This is a genomic window from Rathayibacter sp. PhB1, assembly GCF_004362935.1.
Taxonomy (GTDB): domain Bacteria; phylum Actinomycetota; class Actinomycetes; order Actinomycetales; family Microbacteriaceae; genus Rathayibacter; species Rathayibacter festucae.
On record NZ_SNYD01000004.1, the window covers coordinates 523,512 to 535,339 of the forward strand.

Consider the following 11,828-nt stretch of genomic DNA (forward strand, 5'->3'; position numbering starts at 1 on the left):
CGCCGATCGGACCGAAGTCCGCCGGTCAGTGCGCGAGCACCGGCTCCGCGGAGGCTCCGGTCGAGACCGCGAGGCCCGCCGAGCGGCGACGGAACAGCAGCACCGAGAGCACCGCGCCGAGGGCGAAGAAGCCCGCGCCCCAGCCGTAGGCGACCGCGTAGCTCTGCACCGCCGCCTCCGCCGCCGTCGCCGCCGTGGTCGGGGTGTGCGTGAGGAGGTAGTCGGTCACCGCGGTCGCCGCGAGCGTGTTGAGCAGCGCGGTGCCGATCGAGCCGCCGACCTGCTGGCTGGTGTTGACCATCGCCGAGGCGACGCCGGCGAAGCGCATGTCGACTCCGCGGGTGGCGGTCTGCATCGAGCCGGGCATGATCGAGCCCATCGCGAAGCCGAGCACCATCAGCGCTGGCAGCACGTCGGCCGCGTAGCCGCTGTCGAGGTCGAGGCGGGTGAGCAGGAGCATGCCGACAACGCCGAGCAGCATGCCGAAGGTCACCATGATCTTCGGCCCGAAGCGCGTCAGGAGCAGGTTGGTCGACAGCTGCGCGGCGAGCACGAGCATCCCGATCATCGGCAGGAACGACAGCCCCGTCTGGATCGGCGAGTAGCCGAGCGAGACCTGCAGGTAGTAGGTGACGAAGAGGAAGATCCCGAACATCCCCGCGCCGGCGATCAGCACTGAGAGGTACGCGGCGCCGCGGTCGCGGTCGAGCACGATCTGCAGCGGCAGCAGCGGGTGCTCGGTGCTGCGCTGGCGGAGCACGAAGCCGACCAGGAGCACGACGGCCGCGGCGAGCGGCACCCAGGTCATCGGCGAGTCCCAGCCGTCGGTCTCCGCGTTGGCGAAGCCGAAGACCAGGCCGAAGAGGGCGGCCGAGACGAGGATCGTCCCGGGCACGTCGAGCCGCGGGCGCGGGCCGACCCGGTCGATCGTCGGCACGAAGACGATGGCGCCGATGACCGCGACGACCGCGATCACGACGTTGATGTAGAGGTTCCAGCGCCAGTCGAAGCTCTCGGTCAGCACGCCGCCGAGGAGGAGGCCGACCGCGCCGCCGGCCCCGGCGATCGCGCCGAAGACGCCGAATGCGCGCGCCCGCTCCTTCGGGACGGTGAAGGTGGTGGTGAGCACGGCGAGGGCGGTCGGCGCGAGGAGAGCGCCGAACACGCCCTGCAGGGCGCGGGCCGCGATGAGCAGCTCGAAGTTCGGGGCGGCGCCGCCGAGCGCGGAGGCGATGGCGAAGCCGATCAGGCCGATGATGAAGGTGCGCTTGCGGCCGATCAGGTCGGAGAGGCGCCCGCCGAGCAGCAGGAGGCTGCCGAACGCGAGCGAGTAGGCCGTGACGACCCACTGGCGGTCGCCGTCCGAGAAGCCGAGGTCGGCCTGGGCGGCGGGGAGGGCGATGTTCACGACGGTGGAGTCGAGCACGACCATGAGCTGGGCGAGCCCGACGGCGACGAGCGTCCACCAGCGGCGGGAGGACGGGGCCGGAACCGCGGGGGCGGCGGAGTCCGGCAGTGATGTGGTCTGCGACATGGAGGAGACGATATACGAGACTCGCTAGTTTCGGAACTGCGGAGTTCTTCAATTAGCATGGTGTTCACACGGGCCGTTCGCGCGGCCCTCCCGAACCGATTGGAGAAGCAGCGATGACGCCGCCCACTCCCCCCGCCGCTACGACCTGCGATGCTCCCGCGCGTCCCGGGCGCCGCCGCGACCCCAACCGCGACGGCGAGATCCTCACCGCCGCCCTCGACGTGCTCGCCGAGACCGGCTACGACGGCATGACGATCGACATGGTCGCCGCCCGCGCGAAGGCCGGCAAGGCCACGCTCTACCGCCGCTGGGAGTCGAAGGCCGAGCTCGTGCTCGAGGCCGTCGCCTGCCTGAAGGGCGCCGACCTCGACCAGGACGCGCTCCCCGACACCGGCACCCTGCGCGGCGATCTGGTCGCCCTGATCCGCCCGCGCGCGATCGAGGACGCCGAGCGCAAGCTCCGGATCATGTCGGGCGTCGTCGCGATGATCTCCAAGGCGCCCGAGCTCGCCGACGCCGTCCGCCAGGCCATCGTCGAGCCGCGCGCCCGCGCCAACCGCACGCTCCTGCGCCGCGCCATCGACCGCGGCGAGATCCCGGCCGACGTCGACGTCGACATGCTCGCGGTGCTGACCCCCTCGATGGTCTCCTACCGCGTGCTGCTGATGCGCGAGCCCGTCGACCGCGACTACCTGATCTCCCTCGTCGACAACGTGCTCCTGCCCGCGGTCGGCCTGCGCGGCGGCGCCCCGCGGCCCGTGCTGATCGAGTAGCCCGCACAGCGGGCGCATCGAGATCCACCAGCGCCCGACGACGAGCCAGCAGACCCGCCCTGCTGAGGCCCGACGTCCCTGCGGTGGTGGGTCTCGATACGCCACTCCGGGGCTACTCGACCGGCATGTCTGCGGGCGTCTCCTCCCAGTAGATCCACCAGCGCCCAGGTGCGCGCCTGCAGACCCCGGCCCGCATGGGGACCTGCATGCTGATCGAGTAGCCCGCGCCGCGGGCGTATCGAGATCCACCAGCGCCGATGGACGGCCTGCAGACCCTCCCTGCTGGGGACGGCGGGCTCGACGCGCCCCGCGCGTCCGCGCTGCTCAGCCGATTCCTGCGCGGCGACCGGAGCGTTTCCGCGCAGGCCCACGAGCGGTGCGTCGCGGACGCCACCGGTCTTCGTGGCCGGACGAGCGCGGCGCTGCGCTCGCGCTGTGTGTTCGTGCTCGGAACGAGGAGAAGCGGCCGCCGGCGTTCGCCGACGACCGCTTCTCTCAGCGGCTGGTCATCCGTCTCATCGAGATGGTCGGCCGGTGCGGGGTCAGCAGAGCGCTGCGCGCACCTGGCGGATGGTGGACAGCGACACGTTCGCGCCGAGGCGCTCGATCCTGCGCTGCAGGGCGGAGTCGGTCGTGGTCGTGCAGGCGGCGGCGATGCGCGGGTCGGTCGCGTCGATGCCCAGGCGCTTGAGGACCGCGGCGACCTTCGCCGGGACGGCGGGCTGGGGTGCCTCGGTGCTCGAGAGCTCACCGTCGATGCCGGTGCGGTCCTCTCCTGCGGTCACGAGGAGAGGCGTGGGAGTCCCTTCGAGGGGGACGTCCTTCCAGAACTCCCCGATGCAATCGGCGGGGAAGGGCTGGAACGAGATCTCGACGTCGCCCGGGATGACGCCGGTGATCGCGTAGGTGCCGTCCGGCTCCGTCACCTCGGAACGCCCCAGCAAGAGGTTGATGCGATTCACCGCGACGACGGTGATCCCCCCGGTCGGGACGCCGTCACAGGTGACCCGGCCGGAGACGGTCGAGCCGAGGATCAGAGTCGCGTCGGCCGTCGCGACGGTACCGGCAGTGATGTCGACCTCGGTCGCTTCCGCGGTGGTGAGGACCCCGTCCCACATCTGCGACGCCCACTGAGTCCCTCTCGGCGCTTGGATCGCCAACTGGTAGGTGCCGGTCTCGACGCGCACGGAGTAGTGGCCCTGCGCGTCGCTCGTCGCACCGTCCCCGACCTGGTACCCCTCTTCGCTGATGGGGATCACGTTCGCGCCGGCGACCGGACCGGCTCCGTCGCCGCTCACCGTTCCCTGCAGCGTCCCGTACGCCACGTCTGCTTGTGCCGGCACGGCGGCACCGACCGTCAGTGCGGTGGCGAAAGTCATGGCGGCGATTCCGATGGATGTCAGGCGTACTCGGCGGCTGGACTGTCGGAGCATGTGATTCCCCTCTCACGGCCGTCGCACGGGCGCGACGATCCCGCTCGCACGGTATCGGTTCCAGGTCGGATCGCAGCAGCCCCACTCCTCCCTTGCCACGGTGCTCGGAGGCGCTCGGATCAGATCGCCGGACGTCCGGCGGAGTGTGCTCCAGATCGGCGGAGGCTCCTCTCGTCGGGGCTCGCAGGCTTCCCCGTCGCGGAGGCAGAAGTGCTCCTCATCAGGGCTGTGCGCCCTCTCGGCGCGACCGGAGGGACCCCGTCGAGGCTCGTCTCGTGGTCACCCACGGTGATGTGCTCGCGGAGAAGGCCGAGACGCCGGCCCGACATCGCGGTGGTGCTGCGGCGCCGCCCGGCGCTCCCGCGGCCGCCCGCGTCACGAGCATCCCCGCGAGTCTCCTAAAATCGGAGCCATGTCGAAGGTCTTGAACAGTCTGCCCGTGGGCGAGCGCGTCGGAATCGCATTCTCGGGAGGGCTCGACACATCGGTCGCGGTCGCCTGGATGCGCGAGAAGGGCGCGGTGCCCTGCACCTACACCGCCGACATCGGCCAGGCCGACGAGCCCGACATCGACAGCGTGCCCGCGCGCGCCGCGCAGTACGGCGCCGAGATCTCGCGCCTCGTCGACGCGAAGAGCGCCCTCGTCGAGGAGGGGCTCGTCGCGCTGCAGTGCGGCGCCTTCCACATCCGCTCCGGCGGCAAGACCTACTTCAACACCACTCCCCTGGGCCGCGCCGTCACCGGCACCCTGCTCGTCCGCGCCATGCGCGAGGACGGCGTCGACATCTGGGGCGACGGCTCCACCTACAAGGGCAACGACATCGAGCGGTTCTACCGCTACGGCCTGCTCGCCAACCCGCGCCTGCGCATCTACAAGCCCTGGCTCGACGTCCAGTTCGTCAACGAGCTCGGCGGCCGCACCGAGATGTCGGAGTGGCTCGTCGCCCGCGGCTTCCCCTACCGCGACGCCACCGAGAAGGCCTACAGCACCGACGCGAACATCTGGGGCGCCACCCACGAGGCCAAGCGCCTCGAGGAGCTCTCCAGCGGCATGGAGCTGGTCGAGCCGATCATGGGCGTCGCCGCCTGGCGCGAGGACGTCGAGATCGCCGCCGAGACGGTCAGCGTCCGCTTCGAGGCCGGCCGTCCGGTCGCGCTCAACGGCGTCGAGTACTCCGACCCGGTCGCCCTCGTCCTCGAGGCGAACGCGATCGGCGGCCGCCACGGCCTGGGCAACTCCGACCAGATCGAGAACCGCATCATCGAGGCGAAGAGCCGCGGCATCTACGAGGCGCCCGGCATGGCGCTGCTGCACCTGACCTACGAGCGCCTGCTCAACGCGATCCACAACGAGGACACCATCGCGCAGTACCACTCCGAGGGCCGCCGCCTCGGCCGTCTGATGTACGAGGGCCGCTGGCTCGACCCGCAGTCGCTGATGCTGCGCGAGTCCATCCAGCGCTGGGTCGGCTCCGCCGTCTCCGGCGAGGTCACCGTGCGCCTGCGCCGCGGCGACGACTACACGATCCTCGACACCACCGGCCCCGCGCTGAGCTACCACCCCGACAAGCTGTCGATGGAGCGCGTCGGCGACGCCGCCTTCGGCCCCGAGGACCGCATCGGCCAGCTGACCATGCGCAACCTCGACATCGCGGACTCCCGCTCGCGCCTCGAGCAGTACGCCGCCGCTGGCCTGGTCGGCGGCTCGACCGCCGAGCTGGTCGGCCACCTCGAGATCGGCGAGTCCGAGGCGATCACCGAGGGCAACGGCTCCGCCGCCGCCGACGCGCTCGGCCGCGCCACCGACCTCGCCTCCGAGGGCGCCGCCTTCGACGCCGGCACCGACTGACGCCCCCCCTCCTGAAGGGCCGGCGGGGACTCCTCCGCCGGCCCTTCTCGGTACCCGCGGCCCGTGCCCCACCTCCGGCACGCGAAACCGCCCCGAGCACGCTGAAACCCCCGGATTCCGCGAGCCGGACACGCTTTCACGAGCCGAACCCACCGCCCCGCCACCTCCGGCACGCGAAACCCTCCCGGGCACGCCGAGACGGCCCGCTTCCGCGAGCCGAACGTCATCCCGCGAGCCGAACCGTCCCGCCCGCCACCTCCGGCACGCGAACCGACCCTCGGCACGCCGAAACCCCCGGATTCCCCGAGCCGACCCTCGATCCACGAGCCGAAGGTTCCCACCGGGTACCTCCGGCACACAGAACACCCCTCGGCACGTCGGAACGGCCGGTTCCCCCGAGCCGAACGCGGCCCCACGAGCCGAACGTCCGCCCGCTCTCCGATACCAGCCCACCGTGCCGCCACCTCCTCCGACCGGAGGGGTGGTCGCGGTGCCTCGTCGCGGCTCCTGGCTCGGGTCTGGCGGGCGCGCCGCAGGCGCGCGGGAAGGAGCCGCGACGAGGCACCGCGTCCACCCCGGCCGCGCCGAGCGCGACGTCGCGAAGCGACGAGCACGCCAGCAGTCACCACCCGGGAGCCGTCAGTCCCCCCGCACCAGCCCCAGCGCCGCTTCCGCCGTCGCCACCGCCTGCCCCGGATCGACCCGCGCCAGCACCAGCGAGGTCACCAGCAGCGACACCAGCACCCCCGCCTGCCGCCCCCGCCACTCGGCGGACTCCCGCGGCCACCGCGCCGCCGCCCCCGCGAGCATCGCCCGCTGCAGCTCCGCCCGGTACTCCGCGATCACCTCGCGCACCGCGTCGTCGCGCGCGATCGGCGCCCCCGCCGCGTTGAGCAGGAGGCACCCGCTCTGCGCCGACACGGTCCGCGGATCGGCGAGCGCGTCCCGCAGCCCCGAGAAGTAGTCCTCGAGGGCCGTCGGCGAGACCTCGTCGCGCGTCAGCGGCTCCAGCCGAGGCCGCACGATCTCGTCGAGGTAGCTCTGCACCGCCGCGTCGAAGAGCCCGCGCTTGCTGCCGAACGCGTGGTACAGGCTGGAGCGGCCGAGTCCGGTCGCCGCCTCGAGCTCGGGCAGCGACGCCTCCTCGAAGCCGCGGTCCCAGAAGACGGCGCGCGCCGACCGGACCACCTGGTCGGTGTCGAAGCTCTGCGTGCGTCCCACGGCGACTCCCTCTACTGACGACCCGGAACCGGTGGACTGTTGTGAACCGGTCGTTCCAGTATAGAGTGAGCCCGTTCGGTAGTGAACCGAGCGATACACAATCAGGAGGCCACGCCGTGATCGTCATCGGACTCGTTCTCGCCGCCCTCGCGGCGCTGCTGCACGTCTACATCTTCGTGCTGGAGTCGCTGCTCTGGACGACCCCGCGCGCCCGCTCCACCTTCGGCACCACCGCAGGAGAGGCCGAGTCGACGAAGGAGCTGGCCTTCAACCAGGGCTTCTACAACCTGTTCCTCGCGATCGTGACGATCGTCGGCGTGATCGTCCTCGCCTCCGGAGCGACGGCCGTCGGCGCCGCCCTCGTCTTCACCGGCACCGGATCGATGGTCGCCGCAGCCCTCGTGCTGCTGCTCTCCTCCCCCGGCAAGCGGCGCGCGGCCCTCACCCAGATGGCGCCCGGACTGCTCGCGGTCCTCGCGCTCGGCATCGGCCTCGCCGCCTCCTGATCTCCATCCCCCACGACCCCCTGAAAGGCTCCATGAGCACCGTCACCAGCACCCAGATCCAGCTCGTCCGCCGCCCCGTCGGCTGGCCCGTCGCCGAGGACTTCCGCACCGCGAAGGTCGAGTACGGCGAGCCCGCAGCCGGCGAGATCCGCGTCGAGAACGCCTTCCTCTCCGTCGACCCGTACATGCGCGGGCGGATGAACGATGTCAAGAGCTACACCCCGCCCTACGCACTCGGCGAGACGATGACCGGCGGCGCGATCGGCCGCGTCACCGTGTCGAGCGACCCGGAGTTCCCGGTCGGCGCCGTCGTGCTGCACCAGCTCGGCTGGCGCGACATCGTGCAGGCCGAGACCTCGGCCTTCCGCGTCGTCCCGGAGATCCCTGGCGCCCCGCTGTCGCTGCGGCTCGGTGTCCTGGGCATGACCGGCCTCACCGCCTTCGTCGGCCTCACCACCATCGCGGGGCTGAAGGAGGGCGACACCGTCTTCGTCTCCGGCGCCGCGGGAGCCGTCGGCTCGGCCGCCGGCCAGATCGCCCGACTGCTCGGCGCGAAGCGCGTCATCGGCTCCGCCGGCTCAGCCGAGAAGGTCGCGCTGCTGACGGAGAAGTACGGCTACGACGCCGCGTTCGACTACCACGCCGGCCCCGTCCGCGAGCAGCTCGCCGCCGCGGCACCCGAGGGCATCGACGTCTACTTCGACAACGTCGGCGGCGACCACCTCGAGGCGGCGCTCGACGCGTTCAACGACGGCGGACGCGCGGCGCTCTGCGGCGCGATCGCCGGCTACAACAGCACCGAGAAGCCGGCCGGCCCCGACAACATGGCCAACGTCATCACCCGCGCCCTGACCCTGCGCGGCTTCACGCTCGCGGCGTACCTCGACCACGCCCCGGAGTTCAACCGCCTGATGGGCGGGTGGTTCCAGGAGGGGAGCATCGCCTACGACGAGACCGTCGTCGACGGCATCGACCACGCGGTCGACGCCTTCCTCTCGATGATGCGCGGCGGCAACACCGGCAAGATGATCGTCCGCCTCTAGTGCGACGCCGAGGCGTCCCCGGACGGTCGAGACGTCCCGCTACTGCGGGCTGTCTCGACCGTCCGGGGACGCCTCGCTCGGCCCATGCTGGTCGAGTAGCCGCAGAGCGGCGTATCGAGCGGCGAAGCCGCTTCGCGTCTCGGTGGTGAGGGAAAGGACGCGGCTGCGCCGCGTCATGCTGGTCGAGTAGCCCCGCAGGGGCGTATCGAGACCCACCGTCACCAGCAGGGCGGGTCTGCAGACTCAGCGTCCTGACGGTGGTGGATCTCGATACGCCCGCTCCGCGGGCTACTCGATCAGCATGGCTGTCCCCATACGTACTAGGTGATCTTTCCTAGGAGACCGACGGCGGATCTCGATACGCCCGCTCCGCGGGCTACTCGATCAGCATGAAGTGCGCGCGAACGCCGGTCAGCGCTTGACGGCGTCGATCTTCAGCATCTTGGCGATGACGGAGTCGAGCTCGGAGTCGTCGAAGATCTTCTTCCAGTCGTCCTTGATGAGCGCCTCGCGGCCGTAGCCCATGGCGATGTGGCACGCCTCGGAGAACGGGTTCGAGCCGCGCAGACCGTTGGTCAGCGCGATCCAGGTGTGGCCGTAGAGCATCGCGCGGGCGGCCTCGTAGGGAACGCCGACGCCGTTGACGGTCTCGTCCAGCGCCTCCTTGAGGAACTCGCCGACCATGCAGGCGATGGTCTCGACCAGGGTCGGCTCGAGCACGGCGAGCTGCTTGACGGTCACCCAGTGCACGGCGATGACGGGCGCGTAGATGGTCGAGATGACCTTCTCCGCGATGGCCCGCACGTCGTCGTCCGCATCCTCGAGGGCCGCGACGACCTCCTGCGGCGCGGCGATGCCGCCGAACGTGTCGGCCCACTCCTCCGGAGTGGTGCGCTCGAGGAACACCGACGGGTGGCACGGGTGCGCCACGGCGTAGTGGATGTCCTCGCGCTTCGCCAGCAGCCCCGCGTACGCGGCGGCCGGGTCGAGGGTGAGGATGATCGCGCCGCTCTTCATCTGCGGGATCACATCCTCCGAGACCGCGCCGAGCACGACGTCCGGGACGGCGAGGATGACGACGTCGGCGTCCTTCACGGCGTCGGGCGTCGCGGTGATCTCGCGGTCGGCCTCGCGGGTGCGCTCCTGGCCGGCGGGCGAGGCCTCGCTGTAGAGGGCGTTGTAATCGGACTTCTGCAGGTTGTTCGAGACCCGCATGCCCATCTTGCCGCCGGCGCCGATGACGGCGACGGTGAGGGCGGAGGCGGCGGTGCCCGGGGCGGTGGTGGCGGTGGTGTCGGTCATGAGTTCCTTCTCCTGAGCTGGTCGAGGGTGGTGCGGGTCCACTCGGCTTCGAGCCGGGTGGTGACGAGCGCCTGCTCCGCGGCGGGGACGGTGTCCTGCCAGGGGAGCCAGAACTCGATGATCTGGGTGATGCCGCGCTCCGCCGGCCGGAGCAGCGCGAGCATGCCGTCGTAGTCGAGACGGCCGTCGCCGAGCGCCGTGCCGGTGTACACGAAGCCGACCCAGCCGGGATTGCGGCTGAAGTCGAAGTCCTTCACGTGCCAGTTCGCGACGTACGGGGCGCAGCGGGCGGTGACGTCCGCCGGCAGCTCGAGGTTCGCGACGGTGTTCGCCGGGTCGAGGCAGATCCGGATCCGCGGGTGATCGAGCGTCGCGATCACGTCGACGAGGTCGGCCGTGCTCACCTGCTCGTAGGTCTCCAGGGCCAGCGTGACGCCGGCCTCCTCCAGCTCGGGCGCGATCTCGCGCAGGCGCCGCAGCGTCTCCGCGCGGTCCGGCCGGTCCTCCCCCGACGTCCACATGCTGCGCAGCAGCACGACGTCGAGCGCGCGCGCCAGGCGGAGCCAGCGGCGCAGGTGCGCGGGATCGGTGCCGCGGGTGCCGAGCTCGAGCGCGACCCCCTCGGCGTCCGCGACCGCGCGCAGCGACGCGAGCTGCTCGTCCGAGTACTCCTCGAGCGCCGGCACGTCGCAGAGCTGCAGCAGGTCGACGCCGAGCGCGGCGGTCTCGCGGACCATGTCCTCGACGCCGAGCGGCTCGGGGACGCGGTCCGAGGAGCGCCAGAAGAAGGCGTAGCTGCTCAGCCCGATGCGGCTCACGGGCGGGCCTCCGAGTCTGCGCGCACGAGGGCGAGCGCCTCGTCGAGGATCGCCCCGACCGCCTCCGGGTCGTGCGCGAAGCGGCCGAGGAACAGCCCGGGCACGCGGCCCTCGAGCGCGGTCAGCAGGCCGGGTCCGGCGCTGCCGCCGTAGATGACGCGGCTGCCGACGCGGCCGGGCAGCTCCGCGAGGGCCGCCTCGAGTGCGGTGACGACGCCGGCGATGAAGGCCGGCTCGGCCGGCTCGGGGGCGCCGATCGCCCAGACGGGCTCGTAGGCGGCGAGGATCGGGCCGACGGCGCCGGCCTCGTCCGCGTCCGCGAGGGCGGAGCCGATCTGCGCGAGCACGAGCTCGACGGCGTCCTCGACGGAGCCGCGCTCCGTCTCGCCGACGCAGAGCAGCGGCACGAGGTCGTTGCGGAACGCCGCCGCGACCTTCGCGCGCACGCGCTCGTCGTCGTCGCCGAAGAGCGCGCGCCGCTCGGCGTGGCCGATCTCGACCAGCCGGCAGCCGACCTCGCGCAGCTCCGCACCGCTGACCTCGCCGGTGAACGCTCCCGCGTCCTCCCAGAACAGGTCCTGGGCGCCGAGCGAGACGCCGGCGTCCGCCGCGAGGGCGCCGACCGGCACCAGCGCGGGGAAGGTCGGCACCACGAACAGCTCGACGGCTCCGGAGGCGGTCGCCTCGTGCGTCCGCGCGATCTCGGCGATGCGCCGCATCCACTCGAGCGTCCGTGCGTGACCGAAGTACATCTTGAGGCTCACGCCGACGGTGAACGCCGGGGCGTCCCCGGCGGCGCGGCTCAGCACGAGCCGACCGTGGCGGCGTCGTCGGCGACCGGGTTGCCGGCCTCGTACGCCTCGATCACGCGCACCTTCTCCGCAGAGGCGGAGGAGCTGTCGAACTCGTAGCCGAGCCACTCCTTCGCGAGGCGGCGAGCCAGCTCGATGCCGACGACGCGCTGGCCCATGCAGAGCACCTGCGCGTCGTTGGAGAGGATCGAGCGCTCGACCGAGAACGAGTCGTGCGCGGTGACGGCGCGGATGCCGGCCACCTTGTTGGCGGCGATCGCGACACCGAGCCCGGTGCCGCAGATCAGGATCGCGCGGTCGGCCTCGCCGCGGGCGACCATCTCGGCGGCGGCGATGGCGACGCTCGGGTAGGGCGTGTGCGACGAGGCGTCCACGCCGACGTCGACGACGGACGCGACGCGGGAGTCCTTCTCCAGGTCGGCCTTGACGATCTCCTTGTAGTCGAGACCGGCGTCATCGGAGCCGACGACGAGGCGGAAGGGTGCGCTCATGAGTGTTCTCTCCTTGCTGGAAGCGGATTCGGGGACGGTGTCGACG

At 71.8% G+C, this 11,828-nt stretch carries 11 protein-coding genes; 4 read left to right on the top strand and 7 right to left on the bottom strand.

Annotation, left to right across the window (positions count from 1 at the left end):
* Positions 1-25: 25 nt before the first annotated feature.
* Positions 26-1,534: an MFS transporter gene (locus tag EDF17_RS12865; RefSeq protein WP_123446077.1), complete on the bottom strand. Its 1,509-nt coding sequence runs from the start codon at positions 1,532-1,534 to the stop codon at positions 26-28.
* Between the two features lie 113 nt (positions 1,535-1,647).
* Here EDF17_RS12865 and EDF17_RS12870 point away from each other — a divergent pair, with 113 nt between their 5' ends.
* Positions 1,648-2,307, top strand: coding sequence for a TetR/AcrR family transcriptional regulator (locus tag EDF17_RS12870; protein ID WP_123446076.1), 660 nt, complete (start codon positions 1,648-1,650; stop codon positions 2,305-2,307).
* A gap of 542 nt (positions 2,308-2,849) precedes the next feature.
* Here EDF17_RS12870 and EDF17_RS12875 read toward each other — a convergent pair.
* Positions 2,850-3,686, bottom strand: coding sequence for a carboxypeptidase-like regulatory domain-containing protein (locus EDF17_RS12875; RefSeq protein WP_166649672.1), 837 nt, complete (start codon positions 3,684-3,686; stop codon positions 2,850-2,852).
* 466 nt (positions 3,687-4,152) lie between these two features.
* Between EDF17_RS12875 and argG the strand changes: the two genes are divergently transcribed.
* The gene (argG, locus tag EDF17_RS12880) at positions 4,153-5,589 is read left to right on the top strand and encodes an argininosuccinate synthase (protein ID WP_123446074.1); all 1,437 of its coding nucleotides are present in this window, start codon (positions 4,153-4,155) and stop codon (positions 5,587-5,589) included.
* 639 nt (positions 5,590-6,228) lie between these two features.
* On the opposite strand, the gene EDF17_RS12885 is transcribed toward argG, so the two are convergent.
* Complete coding sequence (locus tag EDF17_RS12885; RefSeq protein WP_123446073.1) at positions 6,229-6,810, bottom strand: TetR/AcrR family transcriptional regulator; 582 nt, start codon at positions 6,808-6,810, stop codon at positions 6,229-6,231.
* A 116-nt stretch (positions 6,811-6,926) separates the two neighbouring features.
* Here EDF17_RS12885 and EDF17_RS12890 point away from each other — a divergent pair, with 116 nt between their 5' ends.
* A complete protein-coding gene (locus EDF17_RS12890) occupies positions 6,927-7,316 on the top strand; it encodes a DUF1304 domain-containing protein (protein WP_123446072.1) in 390 nt (129 codons plus the stop codon).
* A 32-nt stretch (positions 7,317-7,348) separates the two neighbouring features.
* Entirely contained in the window at positions 7,349-8,359 is a 1,011-nt protein-coding gene (locus tag EDF17_RS12895; protein ID WP_123446071.1) for an NADP-dependent oxidoreductase, read from the top strand.
* A gap of 411 nt (positions 8,360-8,770) precedes the next feature.
* Here EDF17_RS12895 and EDF17_RS12900 read toward each other — a convergent pair whose 3' ends face one another.
* From EDF17_RS12900 to EDF17_RS12915, 4 genes are read right to left on the bottom strand one after another with little or no spacing between them, the layout of a single operon-like run.
* Entirely contained in the window at positions 8,771-9,661 is an 891-nt protein-coding gene (locus tag EDF17_RS12900; RefSeq protein ID WP_123446069.1) for a phosphogluconate dehydrogenase C-terminal domain-containing protein, read from the bottom strand.
* A complete protein-coding gene (locus EDF17_RS12905; RefSeq protein WP_243732883.1) occupies positions 9,658-10,479 on the bottom strand; it encodes a sugar phosphate isomerase/epimerase family protein in 822 nt (273 codons plus the stop codon). The genes EDF17_RS12900 and EDF17_RS12905 overlap by 4 nt, the downstream gene beginning before the upstream one ends.
* Entirely contained in the window at positions 10,476-11,288 is an 813-nt protein-coding gene (locus tag EDF17_RS12910; protein WP_243732884.1) for a triose-phosphate isomerase family protein, read from the bottom strand. The genes EDF17_RS12905 and EDF17_RS12910 overlap by 4 nt, the downstream gene beginning before the upstream one ends.
* Positions 11,282-11,782 carry a ribose-5-phosphate isomerase gene (locus EDF17_RS12915; protein WP_123446068.1) on the bottom strand — a complete coding sequence of 167 codons (501 nt, stop codon included), beginning with the start codon at positions 11,780-11,782 and terminating at the stop codon, positions 11,282-11,284. The genes EDF17_RS12910 and EDF17_RS12915 overlap by 7 nt, the downstream gene beginning before the upstream one ends.
* Positions 11,783-11,828 lie beyond the last annotated feature (46 nt).

What these genes read in the sequence shown, in the direction of transcription:
- EDF17_RS12865 (WP_123446077.1), bottom strand. Translation starts at nt 1,534, where the DNA reads ATGTCGCAGACCACATCACTGCCGGACTCCGCCGCCCCCGCGGTTCCG.
- EDF17_RS12870 (WP_123446076.1), top strand. Translation starts at nt 1,648, where the DNA reads ATGACGCCGCCCACTCCCCCCGCCGCTACGACCTGCGATGCTCCCGCG.
- EDF17_RS12875 (WP_166649672.1), bottom strand. Translation starts at nt 3,686, where the DNA reads ATGACTTTCGCCACCGCACTGACGGTCGGTGCCGCCGTGCCGGCACAA.
- argG (WP_123446074.1), top strand. Translation starts at nt 4,153, where the DNA reads ATGTCGAAGGTCTTGAACAGTCTGCCCGTGGGCGAGCGCGTCGGAATC.
- EDF17_RS12895 (WP_123446071.1), top strand. Translation starts at nt 7,349, where the DNA reads ATGAGCACCGTCACCAGCACCCAGATCCAGCTCGTCCGCCGCCCCGTC.
- EDF17_RS12900 (WP_123446069.1), bottom strand. Translation starts at nt 9,661, where the DNA reads ATGACCGACACCACCGCCACCACCGCCCCGGGCACCGCCGCCTCCGCC.
- EDF17_RS12915 (WP_123446068.1), bottom strand. Translation starts at nt 11,782, where the DNA reads ATGAGCGCACCCTTCCGCCTCGTCGTCGGCTCCGATGACGCCGGTCTC.